This is a genomic window from Fodinibius sp. SL11 (genome assembly GCF_052060035.1).
In the GTDB taxonomy this organism is placed as follows: domain Bacteria; phylum Bacteroidota; class Rhodothermia; order Balneolales; family Balneolaceae; genus Fodinibius.
In genome coordinates this window covers 1-22249 of the sequence record NZ_JBPOEA010000021.1, presented here as the reverse complement: position 1 = coordinate 22249, position 22249 = coordinate 1, and the positions used below count along the sequence as shown (strand labels likewise).

The following is a 22249-nucleotide window of genomic DNA, read 5'->3' as shown; positions in this document are numbered from 1 at the left end:
GAGGAGTGTAGAGATTTGAACAAGCGATTAATATAAGGATTTTGAAGGGGGAGTTAACAGTAAAAAAGAATTAAAAAATGCTGTTTACAGATTTATCAACTTGCCGGGCTACGAAATAGTATGAGTAGCTGAAAATGCAGTTGACATAAACCAATTTCTATCAATCCTCCTGATCTCCTTCTCTAAAGAGGAACTCTGTATCTCTGAAAATTGCTTAGCCACACATCTGAGAGGCTTTTAAAAGTTGCTCTTGGAGAAGAGGGATTTAGGGAGAGTGAATCAACCTTAATTAGTTACGTATTAATTTTAAAAATTTGATTTTGGTATGGCTACTCGGAGGCATAAAGGGTAGTAGAAAAACATTATATCAAAAAGGGAAACACAGATATGTTGAGTGAATCAGTTCCGTACTCGTTCCGTCAATCCTTTTAAGAAATACCGCAAAATCTGGTCACCGCATTCCCGGTAATTATCGTGTCCTTTTCGGCGGAAGAGGGCGCTCATTTCGTGCTTGGATATGGAAAACCCGCCCCGCTCCAGGATGTCATGTATCTCTTTTTCGCGCAGTTTAAAGGCCACTCGAAGCTTTTTAAGTACGATATTGTTAGTGATAGGGGTTTTGATGGGACGCGGTGGATGTTTTTTACTCTTGCCTCGCTTGTAATAGATCAATCCGTCTAAAAAATGCCCCATCAATACGTGGCTGCAATCCTCTCCCTTATCTTCATCGGGTAGATGTTGGTTCTTGAAAATATGTGCCACCTCACCGCGGTGGGGCTTGTACCCGCGAAGTTTTAGAATATGGGCGATCTCATGATCGTTTAGATCCAGCATGTGGCGAATACTTTGAATGACGTCGTCATTGCGCATAAATCGAAAAATGGTGGAGATTATGAATAATTATTCTCCCCTAAGATACGGTAATGGGTAGGATTTTATAAGCCCAATGTTGTAGTTAAGGATAAAATTTGGTAGCTATAAGTAGCTATTAAATTAATTGAGATTACGATGAGAAAAATTATATCAGCGGCGTTGTTAGTGGGCGGACTTCTATTATTGTATTTCGGATACCAGGAATACCAGTCTTTTCAATCAGAAGTAGATCAATTTTTCGGTGGATCGGGTTCCGATAAAGCCATCTGGATGATGGTGGGCGGTGGCGCGGCAACGATCGGCGGATTGATGGGGTTGTTGAGGGATAAAATGACGTAAGTTATTGGAGTGGTCTGCTTCTTTATTGGCAAAACATCGGCGATGTGCCTTTTACCTTAAGGTTGTAGAGATATTCATTTTTTGTCACCAAATTATATTGTCACTGTTTTTGAGTGAGCAAAAAAGTAACCCAAAAAACTCACCGGCTGCGGGTTCTTTGGGCGTATACTGCTTCGCGCTTTGGGAAAGAATTTAACTCTCCCGACCAGTCGGGATCAGACAGAAATTCTTTCTGTTCCTCAGCGCTCATCCGCATAACCGATCCCCTCACAACCCTAAGGCCGGAAGGGTTTTAAACCATGAAGTCGATACTGAGTAATTCCCCTCCATAGCAGGGGTGCCGAATGCAATGAGGCGGGGTGGGTTCTTGCAATGTTATACAGGTAATTCCCAATCTAACGTAAAAATATGAAGTGTATTGCTATCGCCCCGGGGTATGATTCGTACTAATCTTTTCTTTGGCGGAGTAAAGAAAATCGTATTGCAGGAAAGCATTAAATTCCTGATTATACTTTTATAAACTATTTGTATAAGCATCCCAAAATCGGAACGCCTTATGCGATTATTCTGGAAAATAGTACTTCTTGCGGCCCTGCCCATCGGTGGTTATTGGCTCTATAAAACATGGGACCAAACAACCGAAAGGGAAGCCCAGCCCGGGCCAACGGAAGAAGAGAAGGCAAGCTATCAAACACCTACCAAAGCAAGAGCCGATAAACCAAGCGGAGAAGATTCCAATGAGCAGATCATCGAGGAGCTGAGCAACATTGATGGGGTGACCAGTCGCGTGGCGGAAAACCTCGTGAAAAGAGGGATCAAAAGTAAGGAGGCCCTGATGGAGCTCACCGAAGAGGAGCTCCGAGCCGTTAAGGGCATTGGACCAAAACGGGCGGCGAAGATATTGAGGCTGTAAGTTTGTTATTTAATATTAAACGATTTAGTTATTTCATTAAGCTCGAAGTTTTTTTATTTATAGCCTAATATTAATCATCAAATTTAGGCTTAAATGGGATATATCGATCTTTTTGCTGGCGCAGGAGGTTTGTCAGAGGGATTTAAAAGAGAAGGTTTTGAGCCCATAGCTCATATAGAAAAAGATCATTACGCATGCCAAACAATTAAGACAAGATTAGCATATCATTATCTGAACGAAAATGACCGTTTGGATGAATACAAAGAGTATCTGTTAGGAAATACCTCACAAAAAGATTTCTATGATCTTATACCTGATCAGATATTGGATACAGTAATTAATGAGGAAATTTCAGAAGAATCGCTGGAAAATCTTTTCGAGAGCGTTGATGAACAATTAGATGGAGAAGAACTGGATTTAATAGTCGGTGGGCCACCATGCCAGGCCTATTCTCTTGCTTCTGCCCATATTGAAGACAAGAATGAAGATCTGATATACCTTTATGAATTATATGGCGAATTTCTTCGACGTTATGAGCCTCGGATGTTTGTTTTTGAGAATGTGCCGGGACTCTATACTGCTGATGATGGTAAATATTTTGAGGGACTTAAAGAGTGTTTTGAAGATGCAGGCTATCAGTTGGACGACGAGAAATTGGATTCTTCCAATTTCAATGTGCCTCAAAAAAGGAAACGGGTGATTATTGTTGGTTGGCATGAAGAACTGGATCTTGGATATCCTGACTTTGAAGAAGTAAGGGTTGATACAACCATTAATAAGCTATTTAAAGATCTTCCCTCATTAAAACCTGGTGAATCTATAAATGTAGGCAAGTATTCGAAAGATGCCAGTGACTATGTAAATAAGCATATACGAAATGGCATAGACCTTTTTACCCATCATATTGCCCGACCACATAACGATCGTGATTTAAATATTTATGAAATGGCTATTGAGGCATGGACTGAAAATGAGGTTCGGCTAAAGAATTCCGATATACCGGAAGAAATGAGAACTCAAAAAAATACATCTTCCTTTCTGGATAGATTTAAAGTTGTGGATGGTGATGGGTTATCTCACACCATGATTGCTCATATTGCCAAAGATGGACACTATTATATACATCCAGATATCAACCAACTCAGGTCACTGTCTGTAAGAGAAGCTGCAAGAATTCAATCGTTTCCTGACGATTATTATTTTGAAGGGCCTCGTACCTCGGTCTTTACACAAATTGGCAATGCAGTTCCTCCACTATTAGCACAATCAATTGCAAAAGGAATTAATAAAGAACTCAATGGCATCAATTGACCAACATAAATTTGAGCCGGGTGCTATGTCCATCATACAGATGGGTGAAGAATTAATAGGGCATCCAAGCACTGCAATAAATGAATTAATCAAAAATGGCTATGATGCAGATGCCCAAAATTGCAAAGTTTATTTTCATAAGGGAGAAACAGAAGAAAGTTCATTTACCTTGATATTTGATGATGGAACTGGGATGGACGACTCAACTTTATTTGGTGAATGGCTACAACCCTCAGTTAGCCCAAAGAGAAAAAAGGATGCAACTAGTAAAATTTATGAGAGAAATTTATTAGGTAGCAAAGGTATTGGAAGACTAGCATCTATGGCATTAGGCAAGTTCGTGACTGTCGTTAGTAGAACTGAATCTTGCCAAAACTATAACTGGATAACCGTTGGCAGAGAGCTATTTAAAGAAGACAAGTTATTGAGTGATATCGAGTTTCCCGGAGGAAATGTTGAAGATTTTAAAGAGTTGTTTTTCAATAAAGAGTATGTTGAAGAAAGAGGGTTTAAAGAGAATCAAGAATTATTAAGTATTCTTGAAAACAATGACCTAGATAATTTTAAAAGGGGCACACTAATAATAATTGAAGATTTTGATGATGCAGTAGTTAAAATTTTAAAAAATGATTTTCTCAGTGATTCAGCAGTTTTTGAGGAAGCATCCTTGAGGAAAACTGATTTTTATAAATCACTTGCAACCTTAATAACTCCAATTAATCTCAACGCAGAAATACAAAACGAGTTACTTGAAAAAAACATAGTAGATGATAAGAAGGTCATTACGACGTCAAAGGAGGACACATTTACAGTAGATTTTGGAATTAATCTCTTGCCAGAACAGGAAAAGTTTGATATTGAATGGCAAGAAATTGAGCCAATCCCAATCTTGTCGGTTTTTGACTATCGAGTCTATGGAAAAGTGACATCTTGTGGAGATGTGAAAGGTTTTCTGTCGTTTAATAGACTAGAAGATGACGAATTTGAAGATAGTTTTGCTATACCATTTAATGAGGTGATAGACAAAAGTAAAATAGGGAAAAATGAGCCGGGTCTATTTGATGATGACCAAGAAAATGAAGTAAAGACAGGTGAGTATTATTTTGATATTCGAGTATATGATATTGGAGAACCTGAGAATCGTAGAAAGCTTGCTGAAAAGTCAGGTTTTGATAATATCAATACTTTCAGAAGCACTTTTAAGGATTTCCAGGGCTTAAGAGTATCAAAGAATGGTTTTGGAGTAAAACCTTATGGTGAAGAGAATCAAGATTGGATTGGCCTTTCAAAAGCAAGAGTTCAGGATCCTGGTAAAAATGTAAGTACAAATCAAATACTTGGATACGTTTTCTTTTATTCTCCTGAAAATGATGAATTAAAAGAAAAGACAAACAGAGAGGGATTTCAGGAAAATACCGCCTTTATACAAGTTAAAAATACCCTTAAAGTAATTTTTAGAAATTTGGGTAGGAAAAGATATAACTACCGCCTAAAACATGGATTAGGTAGAGTTCCCTCTAGTAAACATGAACGCCCAGATGTTGAAAGATTTATAGAGTCAATAGAAAAAAGTAAGAGTGTAAAGCAAGCCAAAAAGCGATCTGAAAAATTTATGAAAGAGATAACAACATCTCTTGATAATCTAGAAGATGCTTTAACTTTTTCAGAACGATTGGCTTCATTAGGTAGTGGAATTGAACTCGTTTATCATGAAATGGCTCAACCCATTTCAAATCTTAGAACTACAAAGTCTTCATTAGATTTAAAGAAGGAAAAGATAAAAAATGAGATAAAAGAAGCTTTTCTGGATGACATCAAAATTCTTAATAGCTCTACAGATGCGCTTACAGGTTTAAGGGATTCATTAAAACCAGCCATTGGTAGGTCCAGAAGAAAAAAATTTAAACCCTACAGTATTTTTAGAAAGGTTTGTAGTCTATTTACAAAAGATTTCAATAATAACTCTATATCAATAAAAGCTGATTCTCAAAGTGATAGTTATGAAATAAAAGATTTCCAATATCCTTTTTGGATTGCCTTTTTAAATATCATCAATAATGCCGTTTACTGGATACAAAAGACAGAAAAACCAGCTGAAATAAGGTTCCAGATTGAGAATGGTAAAGTTATAGTAAGTAATACTGGTCCATTTATTAACGAAGATATCTTGGATGATATATTTGAATATGGAGTGACGGCACGAACAGAGAAAAATGCTACTGGGCTGGGTTTATCCTTTACCCGCAGTATTTTGAGTAAAAACGATTGGCAGATAGAAGCAGAAAACTGGGAAGAAGGTCCTGCATTTATAATTCAAAAGATAAAAGAAGAAAAATAAGTATGGGTGCAATTATTCATCTTGATGATGATCAAGATATACTTGATCGAGTAGAATCATATTATGAACAATTAAATATTGATCTGGAATTAATTCCCTGCGGAAGTATCGAAGAATTTGAAAAACTTATTAAGGATGAAAGTGTTCAAATAAGATCCTTAATATTTGATTTAGTTGATAAAGAGCCAGGTAAGGATGAATTAAATGAAGGGGATGCTGATTTTTTAAATACCATAGAACAGAGTTTTGCTCGATTTAATGTACCCATCTTCATTTATAGTGGTTTTCTAGAGTCCCTTGAAGATGGATTTGAAGAATATGGATCAGTTTTTAAAATAAGCAAAGATGAAAGTAGCGAAGTGATTTTTAACAGGATAGAACTATTCCACAAGTCTGGTTTTTTAGAAGTATTTGGACCGGGAGGGGAAATTGAAGAAAAATTACACAAGGATTTACATCAGGCTTTTATTTCCCAATTTACTGATAATACTCAAATTGAGGCGATTATTAATCTAATCAAGGACGCATCTGAAGAAGAAAATTTTTCTGAAAGGGTAAAAAGAGTATTTAAGAGAATTGCTATCAGATCTCTATTGACCGATCTGAAAAATCCAATTTTAGAAAGTGGAGTTGATGATGAATTTTTAAATCCAGTTGAACATTATGTGCAGAGAATAAGTAAACAAGAAATTGTAACTGGTGATATATTTAAAAATGAAGAAGATGAATATGTCGTGGTACTAACTCCGAGATGTGATTTAGCCAATAAAGAACCAGATAGTATTTTAGTTTGCAACATAAATACTGAAATGTTTCCAGAAAAAACTAGAAGTAACAAGCAAATCGGTAAAATACTTAGTGCTATCACTGATAATCCAAAATATTCTGGTTATGATAGATACTTGGTACGTTCTCCGTTCTTTAAGGGGGGCTTAGTAAAGCTTACAAATTATAGAATGATACCTAAAGAAAGTTTAGTAGATTCCTATGAACGTATAATCTCCCTGAGTGACGAGTTAACTAATGAAATATTAGGGAAATTTGGTTCCTACTTTTTCAGGACGGGTATTACGACTTGGGATTTAGATGAGACTGTTGCCTTTCTCAAACAAATGGATAAAGATGGGCAGGAATAAATGGACGAGGAAAGAGCATATAGTTGCATTCAACCTATACTGTAAAACTCCTTTTTCAAGAGTTAATTCGAGTAAATGGAGTCCAAAAGTTAGCCCCTATTATTGGTCGATCAGTGGTGCTATCGCAATGAAACTGGCGAATTTCGCCCGCTTAGATCGTGCATTACAGAAAAAGGGTATTAAAGGTGGGTGTTTAAAGGGAAAGTTAATTAGAAGAGAATAGCTGATAAGTGACCTTCAAAAACTGGCTCATATCAACTGGCCGTGCCATTTCTTCAGCCAAGAAATATGAAAGTGCTGTTTACGGTTCAATCTCTGGTTGGGCAGAAGAGGCAGGGATAATTGAGTCAAACTTGATTGATATTAATGATCCTGAAGATTTTGAACTACTATCCAGCAGGATTAAAGAACTTGAAATTTTTCAGGAAAGAAATTCTGATGGACATCAAATGTATAGTGCTGCGTTGAACAGATATTTAGAATATCTCAGAGCTATACAAAATGAGATTGAAGAGGATATCGAAAAAGTATCAAAAGATGATTCTGTTTCTGAAACTGAAAAGGAGAGTCTTGTAAAATCTCGTTTAGGTCAGGGAGTCTTTAGGAAAAACTTAATGGATTACTGGCAAGGCTGCGCTGTTACAGGTTATAAATCTTCTAAAATATTAGTTGCTTCACACATAAAACCTTGGAGAAGTGCGGATAATGAAGAGCGCATGGATAAATTCAATGGGTTACTATTGATACCTAACCTCGATAAAGCTTTTGATCGGGGCTTTATATCCTTCAAAAAGAATGGGAAAGTTTTAATTTCAGAGCTTCTCCAAAAACCAGATTTGCTAGGCATTAATTCTGGATTAAGTATTCATGTTTCTGATAAACATCAGGAGTATTTAGATTATCACCGAGATGTCGTATTTGTAGAGGCTAGTTAGTTATTTGGCTTATTAATCTTTTCAACCTCTTCTCTCTTTTGTCCGGCTTCAACTCACATCCCCAAACCACAATGACATTCCATCCATCCTCTTCAAGCTCTTCGATATTCCGCTCATCGCGTTCCTTATTCCCATACAGCTTTTTCTTCCACCACTCGGTTCGAGTCTTGGGTATCTTAAAATACTTACAGTTTTTATGGGCATGCCAAAAACAACCGTGGACAAATATAACAGAATTATATTTAGGTAATACTAAGTCTGGTTTGCCAGGTAAATCTTTTGCATGAAGCCGATAACGAAATCCATTCGAATGTAAAAATTTACGAACCATCATCTCAGGCTTGGTATCTTTGCCTGTGATCTGGCTCATATTGTAACTTCGAACTTCTGGCTCATGTACGTCAGCCATAACAAGGACTTTTCTTAAAGTTGGTATGAAAAGGTAAGAAAAAGCCAACTTTTTTTATATCTCACATGCTCTATAAATTTACACTCCAAAAAATTCTTGTAAGGATTTCCCCCATTACAGGTCTTACTATAGATTACGGAGTTAAAAAGTAACTCCATCGAGAAGAGAAAACAGAAAACACGAAATAAAACTATTCGATCATGAGTATTAAATATTCACTAATCCCGAATAATCTTACCTCCGACCCCGAAGATCATATGGCCGTGGTGCAAGATCAGGCCTCACGAACCATCGACGATATCATCGATGAGATTGCCGACCGGGGTTCTACCGTAACCAAGGCTGATATTCTTTCGGTTGTAGAAGAGTACCAGGCGGTTATTGCCAAATTCCTTAAAAACGGGGATCGCCTGAACACTCCGCTGTTTCGGACCAGCGCATCCATATCGGGTGTGTTCGAAGATCAAACTGACAGCTTTGATCGTTCACGTCACTACGTACGGCTGAATGTAAATCCCGGGCCGCGCATCGGAGAGATAGCGGAAGATCTTCCCGTTGAGAAGGTGGCAGCTACACGTGTAGAGCCGGTATTGGAGCTGTTCAAAGATTTTGCCAGCGATACGCAGAACGATACGGTAACGCCGGGCGGCGCTGCCGAACTTCGGGGCAGTTACTTGAAGGTAGATCCCTCGGATGCCAACCAGGGCATATTCTTTATTGCTTCGGATGGGACGGAGACCAAAGCTGATACGATTATGCGCAACAAGCCGGCCAACCTCATTTTTATGGTGCCCGATACGCTTATCAGCGGAGAGTATGAGGTGGAGGTGCGCTCTTTACTTCAAGGCCATACGAACATCCGCAGTGGTCGTTTAAATGCTAACCTGGTTGTTGCCTAAAATCTCTATTAGAAGCCTCTTGCCGGTAAGAGCGGGGGGCTTCAACTACTTCCTTCCCTGTATAGTTAGTACTAAAAGGAGATTATAGTTACTGCTATTCGGTCTTTATAGTTATGGCTATCAGCTCTATCTCCCTATAACTATGTTAACTACTTAGTAGTAATTATAGAGTGTATACAGTTACTATGGATTTTGAACTCAGTTTTGACCCCATCTTGATCTTCTCCTCCGGGCAGGGGAAGAAACTCGTTGATTGAGGGCATGAAACAAGGGTGGGTCAGAAAATATGGCCAAGGGATCAGCATGCAGAACAAGTGTAGGTATAAAAAGCACTACCCGTCAATTCGTAAAAGCTTTTTTACCCGCTCATCCATGCGCTGGCGATGCGATCCCGGCCAGTAAATTTGTCCGCAGTCGGGACACTGGGAGAAGTCATCAAAATGCTTTTTGGTAAGGGGCTCAAGCCGGTCGATGATCTGCTTTTTGGCTACGTCTTGCAGTTTCCCGTTGCAGTTGGGGCATCGTGAAAAAGGATTAACATGATCAGTCAGATGGAAACGACGGAATACCTCTTCCATTTGCTCGCAGGGATCATCGGAGCGCGGCAAGTAGCCGTATTCTATCACTTTGTGCATTAAAAGCTTACGGTCGCGGGTTAACAGTGCTCGTTTTTCTCCCAGCATTTGGCTGATGATTTCTTCGTCAGATTGGTCGTGAATATAGGCGGTATCGAAGCCGGCCATTCGCAGGTAGCGAGCCAGTTTGCCTAAGTTTGCATCTGCCAGGAAACGGTTGTGGGTCAGGGTTGGCTTTTGCAGGCGCTTGCTTGGTGGAAGATCAAAATGGTTGAAAAAGGGGTATACGCTGATATGTTGACCTACTTGAACCAGGTAGGAAAAGTCGACGGGCTGGCCGTTTGTTAGGATCAGATCTGCTTCGGTGTGGGGCACGCCGCAGCCTTCGATGAGGTCTTTCACGGAAGTGGGGACGGAGAGTTTGCGATGAATGGTGGGGCCGGTGAACCCGCTGAAAAGCAGATCATTTAAATCCCCATAAAAACGAAGACTGACCCGGAGCATATGGTTATTAATTTGTATTAACATTAAAATAATGCGCTTCCGAAAATATAAAGGTAGGGAATTAGAAATGAATTGAAGAGCGCTATCATTGACAATCTGTAGCGCGGGAATTTATTCCCGCAGTATCAAAAGAAGGATAGGATGTCAATGAATGAAAATGGTGTATAATAAACGGTAAGAGATTCATGAGGTTATAATTTTTCAAGCAGTTTAATGTAAAAATAATCTAATCACACAAAATGACTGTAAGGATTATCTTTATGAGTGGTCTTTCTATTAGGCGGGAATGAATTCCCGCCTAATAATGGATTTTAAACATATTGAGCTATGAAAAGTTATTCATCCCTGTGGGTTCACCTGATCTGGACAACGAAAGATCGCGTTCCCTTGCTGCATAAAAATTTCCGGGTTTCAGTATTCAGATATATGAAACAGCGCGCTCAAAAAAAGGATATGATTGTAGATATGATCAATGGGATAGAAGATCATGTTCATTGTCTTGTAAGGTTAAAGACGACACAATCTGTTGCGCGAATTGTAAAGCAGTTAAAAGGCAGTTCGTCCCGTTGGATTAGTAGTAAGAATGTGATTAAAATACCCTTTTCATGGCAAGCAGGATATGGGGCGATATCGGTGAGCCCTTCAGGGATAGATACCGTGCGCCAATACATTATCCATCAGGAAAAACACCATTCAACATGGAAGCTGGAACAGGAAATAGATCAGTTCGAAAGATATTATAATATTTAAGTAATAAGTAGCGCGGGAATTTATTCCCGCGCATAAACTGAATTGTTATTTTTAGTGTTGAACAATTAGAAGATAGCAGTAGGAAGTCCCCTCTATCAAGAGGGGTGATTTTTGTTTTTTCAAAAATCGCGGCGTGTGCTTTGGCCCCATCGAATCGAGAAAACCGGTCAAATCGACCCCATACTTCTCTCGTTGAGCGGGGATAAAGCAAAAGAAGAATACGTTCTCTTGCTCTTACTCCCGGCTGCCCATTGCTTCGCCGGCCATATCACGGGTAGTGGCCAAATACGATGTGGAATTATCGATGAGTGACATATAGTCTTCCATCAGCTTCATGGCCTTGTCCATGTCGCCTTCCTGCTCAGCCATCTGGGCCATCCACTTGGCATCATCGGGCGACGTCTCCCAGTTCATATCTTCGATGCCTTTCATCGTCCAAACCATCAGCATGTCCCATTCACCGGAGCGCAGCCGCATAATTTGCGGACCCGGCATATCTGATTCCATCTCCATGCCGGCTTTCATAAAATGATTATTGATGATCTTTGCAGCCGAATCGGCCATGCCCGGCTTAAATTTCACCATCACTACCTGGTGCCAGGTATGTCCCTTCATTTTTTTGGGCTGCGGCATATCTTGAGCAACAGCATCAAATGTAATAGCGACCGAAAAACATGCGCACAGGATAAAAGCGAATAACGATCTCATAATAGTTCCCCCTTTTTATTAGATATAAGTTTTAAAATAACAAGCAGTTGAAGAATAATAAGGAGGTCAGCTGGTAAAAATAGGGGAATCCCTTTGACAGCCATCAGGGATATCAGTAAACGGTGATGGTTGTAAAATCAGGATCGCCCTCAAAAGTGTATATCGATTGGTCTTCTGATGTTTTCCGGATGGAGGCCGGTCGCCCGTCCGCTTCAATGCCTCCAGGTTCGAACGGCAGTCCGATAATATTTATTTTCACGGTTTCGTATTTGGGCACAAAAGATCCGCTCCGTTCGGCCGTTAACTGAGCAGTTTTTTTCTGGGGATTTGATTTAAAATGGAAAGTGGTATACCGATAGTTGCCCTCGTTGTGCGTAAACCCTTCTCCCTGATCCTCATACAGATAGCTATCGCTTACTTGCGGTCCGTAATATACATTCAATTCTAAGAAATCGGGGTTACGTTCACCGGTATATTGCATCACTTCGCGCAGGGGGAGCACCGTACCGGCTTTCACAAAAAACGGAATTTCTGAAAGCGGTGCATCCACTTTGTGTGTTTTTCCTCCTTCGAGGAGCTCGTTGGTGCGATAGTCGTACCACTGGCCCGAGGGGAGGTAGGTTTTTCGGCTGTGTGCACCTTTCTTTAAAATGGGTGCGACCAGAATTTGATCCCCAAACAAAAAGGTATCTTGAGATGTGGTTGTATTCGAATCTGTGGGATGGGCAAACGTAGTGGGACGCAAAATAGGCGTGCCGTGCTCCACGTAGTGGTGAAAGGCGGTGTATAGATAGTGGAGCAGGCGGTAGCGCAGTTCGATAACCGAGCGGTTGATGTCGGTATATGTTGAGCCAAAGGTCCAGGGTTCTTGGTCGGCATCGGATTGTAGTTTTTGTTGTTTTCCCTGTTCTTCCTGGATAACTTCGGAGCCTTCTACATCGTAACCCATGCTGTGGTTGCGGAACAGCGGGTGAAAAATACCCAGCTGCAGCCAGCGGGTAAAGAGTTCGGCGCCGGGTTCGTCGACAAACCCGCCGATGTCGGTGCCTACGAAGGAGTAGCCGGAGATGCTGAGCCGCACGCACTGTTCGAGGGCGTGGCGCAGGTGTTCCCAGTTGGCGATGTTGTCGCCGGTCCATAGGGCGGCATAACGCTGACCGCCGGAAAAGTTGGCACGGGTAAGCAGGAAGGGGCGCTTGCCTTGGTTGTGTTTTTTGATGCCATTGTAGGAGGCGCGGGCCATCTGCATGCCGTAAATGTTATGTGCTTTCTTGTGGCTGGCCGGTTGTCCGTCAAAATGGTGACGAATGTCATCGGGAAAGGTTTTGGCTTTGACTTCGAAGACCGCCGGTTCGTTCATGTCGTTCCACACACCGCTGACTCCTTTATGGGAGAGCAGGTCTTCATAGAGGTCGCCCCACCATTTGCGCACTTTGGGATTTGTATAATCGGGAAAAACGGTTTTGGGTGGCCAGACGGGACCGATCATCAGTTCGCCATCGGGGCGTTTACAGAAGTAGTTATTCTCTAATCCTTGTTGGTAAACTTCATACTCATCATCAACTTTTACGCCGGGATCAATCATAACTATCGTCTCAAAGCCCTGCTCTTTGAGATTGCTGATCATTTGCCCGGGATCGGGGAAGCGATCATTGTTCCAGGTAAAGACACGATAGTCGTTCATGTAATCGATGTCGAGGTAAAGGGCATCACAGGGAATCTCTTTTTTGCGGAAAGTATCAGCCAGCTTGCGTACTCGTTCTTCAGGGTAGTAGCTCCAGCGACATTGATGATATCCTAATCCCCAGAGTGGGGGCATATCCGGCGTACCGGTCAATTTTGCGTAGCGTTCAGCAACGGTTGTAGGCTCGGGACCGTAAATAAAGTAGTAGTTCATGCAACCGCCTTCGGCCGAAAAGGTGCAAGTATTATTGCCTTTGGAATCAAAATCGAAATGGGAGCGATAGGTGTTGTCGAGGAAAATGCCATAGGCGTTTCCGTCGGTGTTGATAGTTGTATAGAAAGGGATGCTCCGGTAGAGGGGATCGCGATGTTCATCCAGTTCGTAAGCGTAAGAATCGGTATTCCAGTTTTCAAATGATTCCCCCCGCAATCCATCGTTGGTAATCTTATCACCAAGCCCAAAGTAATGGGTGCCTTCTGGAGCTTCTTTCGTAATTTTGACTTCGGTGACACCCTTCATAATGCTGTCCCTGCGGAAAAAGGGTTTCTTTTCTTTACAGAGTGCCTTGCCCTCACTATCCAAAAAGCTGACGTTCATTCCCTTGTGGGAGATACGGCACAGAAGCGAATTTGTGGTTACCTCGATGTATTTTTTGGTTTCGCGTATCGAAAATTGAGGATTTTCGGGATTGAAGCCAGGGGCAATGGCGTAGGAAAAATCCGAGGGGGAATCACCTTCGAGTACGTATTTCAGCTGGATGATTTCATCACCATGGACTGTAATTCGCAGCTCAATATTATTTTCGGAGCGGAGTATTAATTGTTGCCCTTTAACCTGATACTCGGCAATGGCATCGGGCTTACGCCGGTAGGTGACGTCATTTTTTCTCTGGTCACCTTCTTCGGATTGTTTCTGTTTAGCTTCGGGGTCGGTTTTGGCCATGGCGTAATACTGAAATTCACATAGGACTCCCGAAAATATAAAAACATGGCATTAATACAACGCATGGATTCTATTTTAAAAAGAGAACTGAGTTCCCAGTATTATCGCCTGATAATCGGCTTGGGCATCAGAGGAGAAATCCTGGAGTTCTATCATCACCATTAGGTTATCGGTTACCGGTATTCGGGCAAAGGCCATAGCCAGATTATTTTTGATTTCTGGGGATGAGCCCACCGGAGTTATTTGGGAATCTTGGTTTCCTTCTCCGTAACTACCGCCAATTAGAATATTCACAAAATCATAGGTGGTTTCCAGGTACCATTGACTTGCGTTAACATCAGCTTGATCCAAGCCGGAGCCTCCTGAAATGTTTAGTCCAATTAGCCCATCGGCACCAATGCTGTTAGTACGGGAATAGGAGCCGAGGAATGTAAAGGCTCCTGTTTGAAGTTTAGATCCCAGTTCCCATCCTGAAAAAGCGTAGGAATAATCTTGCCCCACTACATCCATATCCACTACATCCATATTTTGATAAAGACCACTGCTCCAAAGCTGTATGTCAAAAGCGTTGTACTCCTTGTTAAAGTGTATTTGGGCTTCCATGCGCGGTGTGGCCGTTTCTAAATCCGCTGATCGATTTCCGCTTCCGTTTGGCTTTTCCGGATTTATTAATCCTGCTTTAATGGTAAAACCATTGATTTCGGGACTGGTATAGGTTACCCGCGGGTTGAAGTTGGCATAGGTATAGCCGGTTCCAATGCGTCCAAGAGTGGCATCGGCGGCATCCGGTCCGCCAAATCGGCCTACGCCCAAGCCGCTGCCATTATCACCAATAGAGGTACTGTTGAAAATACCGAATCCCTTGCCGGCATGAATCGTCCCAAAATTACCTGCGATCTTTATTTGAGCAATACGACTTTCAAACAGCCCGTCATTTTGTATGCCGGGTCCTTGAAGGTGCGTATTGATTTGTACAATCCCTGAAACAGTAATGTCTTTTTGGGTTGGGGCCGTAACCGTGAAAGTAAGGTTTGCAGGGTTGAATCCCGACATGATTCGGGTAGAAAATTGATTGCTATTGCCGGTACTGTAGTTCTGATGATTGGAGCCAACCATGAACACCGGGAACGCACCGTTAAGCTGGGCATTCCAACCGTTCGTATTGAACGAAACATCCTGTGCAATACTTTGAAGGGGAATTAGAGTGGTTGCGAATAAAAGAAGAGCTACGGTCCGGGCATAAATGGTTAATTTTTTCATAGTGTAAATAGCTTAGTTAGTGAAGGTGATGGCTTGGAGGATCTGCTATTGAAGCAACAGGTAGAGGCCGGCGGCAAGCAGGGCGCCTAAAATTGGTCCTACAACCGGGACCCATGAGTATGCCCAGTCGCTGTCTCGCTTGCCGGGGATTGGGAGAATTGCGTGCATAATGCGAGGCCCAAGATCTCGGGCGGGATTAATCGCATATCCTGTTGGTCCGCCAAGTGATAATCCGATTCCAAGTACTAACAGTCCCACCGGAAGAGCTGAAAGGGATCCAAGGCCAAATCCAATTTGCTGTCCATTGATAGTGATGGTTTTTAGCATGTCTCCATTGGAGGAAATAAAGCCGGGTTCGACCAAATAAAATACGCCGAATACAAGCATAATTGTGCCGATGGCTTCGGTCATCACATTACTGGGATAGTTTCGGATGGCAGGCATGGTGGAATGAACGGCCAGCTTCAAATTGCTGTCCTCAGTTTGGGCAAAATGATCTTTATACGCCAGCCAAACAAGCAGTGCTCCTATAGCTGCGCCCAATAGTTGAGAAAGTATATAAAATGGGACTTGTGCCCAATCAAATAAACCGGCTCCGGCAAGGCCTACGGTTACTGCGGGATTAATGTGGGCTCCGCTGAATTGTCCGACCACATAGACGGCGACAAAAACGGCAATTCCCCATCCCCAGGTAATGACAATCCAGCCACTGTCTTTTCCTTTGCTTTCAGTTAGTAATACATTAGCGACTACGCCATTTCCAAGGAGCATGAGAATGGCTGTTCCTATTATTTCTGCGATATATGGAGACATGAGGATGTGTGTTAGAGAGTGAAAATTACAATGGGTTATCTACTTTTAATTCTTTGAATGGTTACCGTTAATTGAAAATGTATCGATTGGCTATTGATTTGTATTCTTCTACTTGCTTTTCCTGCCATTGCTTATCATGACCTGCTTCTTCGGCCATAAGGCGTGCTACTTCAGGAGCCATTTCTATACTGGCTTTTGCATCGAGCAGCAACGCCCGCATGCGGCGCGACAACACATCTTCGACGGTAACCGCCATTTCATTTCGTACGGCCCATATAACTTCGGCTTTTAAATAGGGTAAGCGCTTGTGTAGTCGTTCGCCCAGTTCAGGATTGTTTTCAATAATCTTTTCTACAGCTACCTTGTCGGATCCGTAGTAATGAAGATGTTCTTCACGATCAACATTCTTTAACCAGCCGTGAATACGCAGGTCTTCGGTAATGCAATCTTGTTCATTTAAGCCGGCTACAGTTGCCGCTTTGTCAATGGTGTCTTCGGCCATTTTACGGTAGGTTGTCCATTTTCCGCCGGCAATGGTAACCAGTCCCGAAAGGGAAACGAGAAGGGTATGATCACGTGATATGTCAGCGGTATCTTTAGACCCGCTGGGGCTAACGAGGGGACGTAGTCCTGCAAACACACTTTGGATATCATCACGTGTGGGATTACCCGTTAAATATTGTTTTGCATGATCCAGGATAAAGTCGACCTCCTCTTCCAACGCCATCGGTTCCAGGGAGGGGGATTCAACGGGGGTATCGGTGGTGCCAACAAGAATCTTGTCGTGCCAGGGAACGGCAAATAGCACGCGTCCGTCCTCGGTATGAGGGACCATAATGGCGCTGTCACCGGGAAGAAAATCTTTATCAAGCATGATGTGTACCCCCTGACTTGGGACAATAATATCCTGTGCATCAGAGTCATCCATCTCCAGAATGTCATCCGTGAAAACGCCGGTAGCATTTACAACGGCGCGGGCGTTAACCTCAAATTCTTCTCCGGTAAGTTGATCTTGTGCCTTAACACCGCTTACCGCATCATTGGTTTTGATAAGCCCGGTAACTTTGGCGTAGTTAATGGTATAGCCTCCATGGTCCATAGCAGTTTGAGCCAAATTTATAGCCAGCCTTGAATCATCGAATTGCCCGTCATAATAAATGACGCCGCCTTTAAGTCCTTCTGATTCAATGGTGGGGAGTAGCTCAAGGGTTTTTTCGCGTGACAAGTTTTTCGATTTCCCAATCCCCAGTTTACCGGCCAGCATATCGTATACTTTCATGCCGATACCGTAAAAGGGGCCTTCCCACCAGTCGTAGTTAGGTACAATGAAGGATTGGTTCTTGACAAGGTGAGGCGCATTCTGGATGAGGAGCCCGCGTTCGCGGAGCGCTTCCAAGACCAAGGCAACATTGCCCTGTTGCAAGTATCGAACGCCACCATGCACCAATTTAGTGGAACGGCTGGAGGTTCCCTTGGCAAAATCATGTTGCTCCAGTAGCAGTGTTTTATATCCTCTTGAAGAGGCATCGACAGCAGCGCCAAGGCCGGTCGCGCCTCCACCGATAATTACAATATCCCAAAAGTCAGTTTCTTTTTTGACTTTATCGAGCATGGTTGTTCTATCAATATTCATAACGAGAAAAGATTTATTCGAGAATTACTATTTATTTTAAATCACATTATGCTTTTGACCAAGCATTGGCTGCTTTGAGTGCTCTATTCCAACCGGCGATTAAGTTGTCCACTTTTGCTTGATCCATTGATGGTTCAAAGCGGTTGTCCTCTTTCCATTGTTCGTTGATATCTTCTTGACTGTTCCAGTAGCCAACCGCCAGTCCGGCCAGATAGGCAGCACCGAGGGCGGTGGTTTCCAAAATTTTAGGACGAATAACAGGAGCCCCGAGAATATCAGCCTGGAATTGCATGAGCAGGTCATTTTCAGTTGCTCCACCATCTACCCGTAGTTCTCGAATATCGATACCCGAGTCGGCTTCCATGGCCTTGAGCACATCTCGAGTCTGGTATGCAATAGCTTCAAGGGCAGCGCGGGCAAAATGCCCCGAATTGGTACCGCGTGTCATCCCCACAATAGTTCCCCTTGCCTGTTGGTTCCAATGTGGGGCTCCGAGGCCTGCGAAGGCCGGCACGATATATACGCCGTCATTGTCGGGGACAGTCTTTGCCAATGCCTCAACGATCGTTGACTGACGAATTAATCCAAGTTCATCGCGCAGCCACTGTACAATAGCACCCCCAATAAAGATGCTTCCTTCAAGGGCATATTGGACCTTTCCGTCTACTTCCCATGCTATGGTGGTCAAGAGGTTATTTTCAGACGTTATGAATTTTTCTCCGGTATTCATGATCATAAAACAACCCGTACCGTAGGTGTTTTTAACCATCCCGGGATTAATACAGCGTTGACCAAATAATGCTGCTTGCTGGTCACCGGCAATTCCGGCAATAGGAATTTTACTCGAAAAAATGGTGGTTCGTGTATGTCCGTAAACCTCACTGGACTGCTTGACCTCCGGGAGTAATGACTTGGGAATATCCAGCAGTTCAATAATTTCATCGTCCCATTGTCCTTCTTTAATGTTGTATAACATGGTTCGAGAGGCGTTGGTTGCATCGGTTACATGAAGATCACCACCGGTAAACTTCCAAACCAGCCAGCTATCCATGGTACCAAAAGCCAACTCTCCCTTTTCGGCGCGTTCTCTGACGCCTTCTACATTTTCAAGAATCCAGCGGATCTTAGTAGCCGAAAAGTAAGAGTCGAGCAACAGGCCGGTTTTATCTTTGATCATTTTGGTATATCCCTGTTCCTTTAACTCATCACAATAATCTGAGGTTCTTCGATCTTGCCAAACGATAGCATTGTAAACGGGCTTGCCGGTTTCTCGATCCCAGATTAAGGTGGTTTCACGCTGATTCGTAATGCCAATTCCGGCGATATTATTTCCGTTTATGCCCGCTTTAGCGATGACTTCAGCCACAGTACTGGCCTGGGTAGACCAAATTTCATTTCCGTCGTGTTCAACCCAACCGGCATTGGGATAGATTTGCTGAAATTCGGCTTGTGCGGATGACACTATCGATCCTTTTTGGTCAAAGATGATGGAACGAGAACTTGTAGTGCCTTGGTCGAGTGCTAATATATACTGATCATACATGGCTAAGCGGGTTTAAATATTATAGATGGCAATCATTTGTATTAATGTATGGTTGTCTATACAACTTAGTTATAATTTGTGAAACCGGTTACAATTAGTCAAGAAAGAAATATAGATAACAAAAAAGGAGTGCTAAATCTTGTTAATATACTGCAAGACAGTGCTTTAATAACAAACGTTATGTCATGATATTCTTTGGTCGGCGATATCTATAGGCAGTCCGGTTTCGGAATGGGTGCGATCGTACGAGATGGTTTTAGTGGTAAAACTGATGCGATCGCTTCGATAGACATCTTCTGAATATTGAAAATACTCTCCTGATTTTGTTTGGATGAGCCGCTTCAATAATAATAGTGGCGTACCTATGGGGATATTGAGCATGTCGTGCTCAGTTTCTCCGGCGTTTATGGCCTCGATATGCTGGACTGCTTCGCCCAAACGAATATCAGTATGATCGTATAATAATTTAAAAATAGAGTTGTCTTCCAGGTCCTTATCATAGATTGGTTTGAACAGACGGTAATTAAAGTAGGAGCGTTCAATAATTAATGGCAGGTTATCTCCATATCGAACCCTGATTATATGTACTACTTTATCATCATCTGACAAATGCATCCGATCTTTTAGTTCTTCTGGCGGAGTGATAATCTCTTTATGGAGAAGCTTGGCGTCAGGTTTGATGTTATTTCGTTTCATTAACTCACTAAAACCAATGAGCTGATCGGATGTTTGTTCAATTTTCTTATAGGTTACAAAAGTCCCTTTACCTTGTTCGCGTACCAAATAACCCTGATCAATAAGCATTTTAACCGCTTCCCGAACGGTGCCCCTGCTTACATCAAACTGTTTAACCAGTTCGGTATCGCTGGGGAAACGATCATTTTCTTCGTATTTCCCGGATTGAATCTTCTCCAGCAGCTTTTCATAAATTTGGTAATATTTGGGGCTATTTGGAGAAAATGAAATCATCGAAAAAAAATATTCGTGGTTAGATGGTCTTTTAATGCTTATTTAGGTTTCAGAACGTGTCATCCTCATGAAATATAAAATACTTACATCATTCATCGAAGGCTAATATTAACAGTTTTGGCAGAGCAGAGATCACTTCTAATACCAACCGAAATTATTCTGCTGCTTGTAAAAGCATATCGGAATAGGAATATGAGATAAGTTGGTCGTTGGAAATTTCAAATAGCTTGAGGTATTTTTGGCATTGATCACGCAGTCTTTCTTCCCCGATAGTGCCATCTTCGTCGATAGCTTCAATCTCTATGAAATTGCCAAGATCTTTAACAGTATCAATATGAAATTTTACGTTCTCGATAAAATAGATCTCCCGTTGTTTGTCTACGACCACTTTAGTGTTCAGGGCATTATCAAGCAATGTTAGTAGTTTATCGGGATGTTCTGCGGGAACCAAGTTGATATTTGAGGCTTTAGGTCCGGATTGATTGTTACGCTTATAAAAAATGAGGTTGTTTTCGATCGTACCCTGGCGCAACTTTAGCCTGCCTTCAGGTACGTCGAAGTAGGTATCTATTTGATGATCGGTACCTTTAAAGTCTGCATGGTGCTCGCGCAGTATGTTACGTATACGATCGGGTTGATCGCATTGGGCTTTAATTTCGATATTGAGGATACTCATAAATAAGTAGGGAATTGTTTATGAAATCGGTCTGACCTCATCATTCTGGACGCCGGCCCATTCCAAATACCGATTACGAACTTCTTTGATGTGTTCATTCAGGTTATCAACAGTCCAGTCCGAAACATCAATAGCTTCATGGATGTGAGCGGTCACTTGACCGGATTTCGTGATCAAGGTGCCGCCCTTGCTAAGTTCACGATTTCCTTCAAAGTAAATGGGGACAATGGGGTATTCCAAGTCCATGGCCATGCGGAATGGTCCTTTTTTAAACGGGCCAATAACCCCGGGATGTTTGCGCGATCCCTCGGGAGCCATCATCACGGAAAGCTGATCACTTTTGATGCGGTGGTGGGTTTTCTTCAGTGTTTCAATAGCTTTTTCTGATTTTTCGCGTTTGATAAAAATTTGTCCGGTAAGTCGTCCCAGGATCAGAAAAATAGGGTTGTATTGAAATTCCCATTTAGCCACAAAACGGATTTTAGGTAATCCCAGCGCCAGCAGGGTAAGCACATCCAGGGTTGAGCTGTGATTGATGATAAAGACGGCGGGGCTGTGAATTTCATCGGCATGCATCTTAACGGAAAACGAAATGCCGCTTACCCACATTACGGGACGCACCATTACGGGAGCAATTTTCTCAACGACAAAGTTAGAGGCTTTGCCAAAACTTATTAGCAGTAGAATAAGAATGACAGGAGTAAATAGCAGAAATATCAGAAAAAAAGTAGCAATCGCTAAGATGCTGCGCAGGTATTCTGTGAATCCGAATTCCGAATAACTCATAATGTCTCTAATCTATTCACTAAGTGTGTTGAGGCCTAATATAGTAAAATGATGATTGATTGCGAGAATGGTCATTTGATTTGATGACGGCTTTTATACAGATTGCGGTGACTTTTCGAAAATCAACCAAACAGAGAATGACAGACACCAACAATTCGATACTTTCACAATTTTCTAAAGGAAATCGTATAAATATCATCATAGCCCTTATTGTGATCGTATTGGGGGTTCTTTTTGCGGGTGAGCTGCCGAA

At 42.1% G+C, this 22249-nt stretch carries 20 protein-coding genes; 8 read left to right on the top strand and 12 right to left on the bottom strand.

Annotated elements, in window-relative coordinates:
- Positions 1-399 precede the first annotated feature (399 nt).
- Positions 400-870, bottom strand: a complete 471-nt coding sequence (locus ACQ76V_RS15085; RefSeq protein ID WP_441001347.1) for a DUF1456 family protein — start codon at positions 868-870, stop codon at positions 400-402.
- Positions 871-1008: 138 nt separating this feature from the next.
- On the opposite strand from ACQ76V_RS15085, the gene ACQ76V_RS15080 reads away from it, so the two are divergent.
- The 6 genes from ACQ76V_RS15080 (at position 1009) to ACQ76V_RS15055 (ending at position 7845) form a co-directional block, all read left to right on the top strand.
- Positions 1009-1212: a DUF3185 family protein gene (locus tag ACQ76V_RS15080; RefSeq protein WP_441001346.1), complete on the top strand. Its 204-nt coding sequence runs from the start codon at positions 1009-1011 to the stop codon at positions 1210-1212.
- Positions 1213-1768: 556 nt separating this feature from the next.
- Positions 1769-2125: a helix-hairpin-helix domain-containing protein gene (locus ACQ76V_RS15075; RefSeq protein ID WP_441001345.1), complete on the top strand. Its 357-nt coding sequence runs from the start codon at positions 1769-1771 to the stop codon at positions 2123-2125.
- A gap of 93 nt (positions 2126-2218) precedes the next feature.
- Complete coding sequence (locus ACQ76V_RS15070) at positions 2219-3436, top strand: DNA cytosine methyltransferase (protein WP_441001344.1); 1218 nt, start codon at positions 2219-2221, stop codon at positions 3434-3436.
- Positions 3423-5774, top strand: a complete 2352-nt coding sequence (locus tag ACQ76V_RS15065) for an ATP-binding protein (RefSeq protein WP_441001343.1) — start codon at positions 3423-3425, stop codon at positions 5772-5774. The genes ACQ76V_RS15070 and ACQ76V_RS15065 overlap by 14 nt, the downstream gene beginning before the upstream one ends.
- Positions 5775-5776: 2 nt before the next feature.
- Entirely contained in the window at positions 5777-6910 is a 1134-nt protein-coding gene (locus tag ACQ76V_RS15060; RefSeq protein WP_441001342.1) for a hypothetical protein, read from the top strand.
- Positions 6911-7140: 230 nt separating this feature from the next.
- Positions 7141-7845 (top strand): HNH endonuclease, encoded by a 705-nt coding sequence (locus ACQ76V_RS15055; protein ID WP_441001341.1) that lies wholly within the window; start codon positions 7141-7143, stop codon positions 7843-7845.
- Here the strand turns inward: ACQ76V_RS15055 and ACQ76V_RS15050 are convergent.
- Entirely contained in the window at positions 7838-8254 is a 417-nt protein-coding gene (locus ACQ76V_RS15050; RefSeq protein WP_441001340.1) for a very short patch repair endonuclease, read from the bottom strand. The genes ACQ76V_RS15055 and ACQ76V_RS15050 overlap by 8 nt on opposite strands.
- Before the next feature lie 200 nt (positions 8255-8454).
- Here ACQ76V_RS15050 and ACQ76V_RS15045 point away from each other — a divergent pair, with 200 nt between their 5' ends.
- Positions 8455-9153, top strand: a complete 699-nt coding sequence (locus ACQ76V_RS15045) for a DNA-binding domain-containing protein (RefSeq protein WP_441001339.1) — start codon at positions 8455-8457, stop codon at positions 9151-9153.
- A gap of 332 nt (positions 9154-9485) precedes the next feature.
- Here ACQ76V_RS15045 and ACQ76V_RS15040 read toward each other — a convergent pair whose 3' ends face one another.
- Positions 9486-10256, bottom strand: a complete 771-nt coding sequence (locus tag ACQ76V_RS15040; protein WP_441001338.1) for a Mut7-C RNAse domain-containing protein — start codon at positions 10254-10256, stop codon at positions 9486-9488.
- 303 nt (positions 10257-10559) lie between these two features.
- Between ACQ76V_RS15040 and tnpA the strand changes: the two genes are divergently transcribed.
- Positions 10560-10982 (top strand): IS200/IS605 family transposase, encoded by a 423-nt coding sequence (gene tnpA / locus ACQ76V_RS15035; RefSeq protein ID WP_441001337.1) that lies wholly within the window; start codon positions 10560-10562, stop codon positions 10980-10982.
- 234 nt (positions 10983-11216) lie between these two features.
- Here the strand turns inward: tnpA and ACQ76V_RS15030 are convergent, their stop codons facing one another.
- The 9 genes from ACQ76V_RS15030 to ACQ76V_RS14990 all read right to left on the bottom strand — a co-directional run bounded on the left by ACQ76V_RS15030 (position 11217) and on the right by ACQ76V_RS14990 (position 21996).
- Positions 11217-11690 carry a hypothetical protein gene (locus tag ACQ76V_RS15030; RefSeq protein ID WP_441001336.1) on the bottom strand — a complete coding sequence of 158 codons (474 nt, stop codon included), beginning with the start codon at positions 11688-11690 and terminating at the stop codon, positions 11217-11219.
- Positions 11691-11802: 112 nt separating this feature from the next.
- Positions 11803-14316 carry a glycoside hydrolase family 31 protein gene (locus ACQ76V_RS15025; protein ID WP_441001335.1) on the bottom strand — a complete coding sequence of 838 codons (2514 nt, stop codon included), beginning with the start codon at positions 14314-14316 and terminating at the stop codon, positions 11803-11805.
- Positions 14317-14391: 75 nt separating this feature from the next.
- Complete coding sequence (locus tag ACQ76V_RS15020) at positions 14392-15576, bottom strand: porin (RefSeq protein ID WP_441001334.1); 1185 nt, start codon at positions 15574-15576, stop codon at positions 14392-14394.
- Positions 15577-15621: 45 nt separating this feature from the next.
- A complete protein-coding gene (locus tag ACQ76V_RS15015) occupies positions 15622-16389 on the bottom strand; it encodes an MIP/aquaporin family protein (protein ID WP_441001333.1) in 768 nt (255 codons plus the stop codon).
- A 67-nt stretch (positions 16390-16456) separates the two neighbouring features.
- The gene (locus ACQ76V_RS15010) at positions 16457-18022 is read right to left on the bottom strand and encodes a glycerol-3-phosphate dehydrogenase/oxidase (RefSeq protein ID WP_441001332.1); all 1566 of its coding nucleotides are present in this window, start codon (positions 18020-18022) and stop codon (positions 16457-16459) included.
- A gap of 46 nt (positions 18023-18068) precedes the next feature.
- Entirely contained in the window at positions 18069-19565 is a 1497-nt protein-coding gene (gene glpK / locus ACQ76V_RS15005; RefSeq protein WP_441001331.1) for a glycerol kinase GlpK, read from the bottom strand.
- 183 nt (positions 19566-19748) lie between these two features.
- Positions 19749-20534 (bottom strand): GntR family transcriptional regulator, encoded by a 786-nt coding sequence (locus tag ACQ76V_RS15000; protein WP_441001330.1) that lies wholly within the window; start codon positions 20532-20534, stop codon positions 19749-19751.
- A gap of 154 nt (positions 20535-20688) precedes the next feature.
- On the bottom strand, positions 20689-21210 hold the full coding sequence (locus tag ACQ76V_RS14995; RefSeq protein WP_441001329.1) for a class IV adenylate cyclase: 522 nt from the start codon (positions 21208-21210) through the stop codon (positions 20689-20691).
- An 18-nt stretch (positions 21211-21228) separates the two neighbouring features.
- Entirely contained in the window at positions 21229-21996 is a 768-nt protein-coding gene (locus tag ACQ76V_RS14990) for a lysophospholipid acyltransferase family protein (RefSeq protein ID WP_441001328.1), read from the bottom strand.
- Positions 21997-22249: the final 253 nt, after the last annotated feature.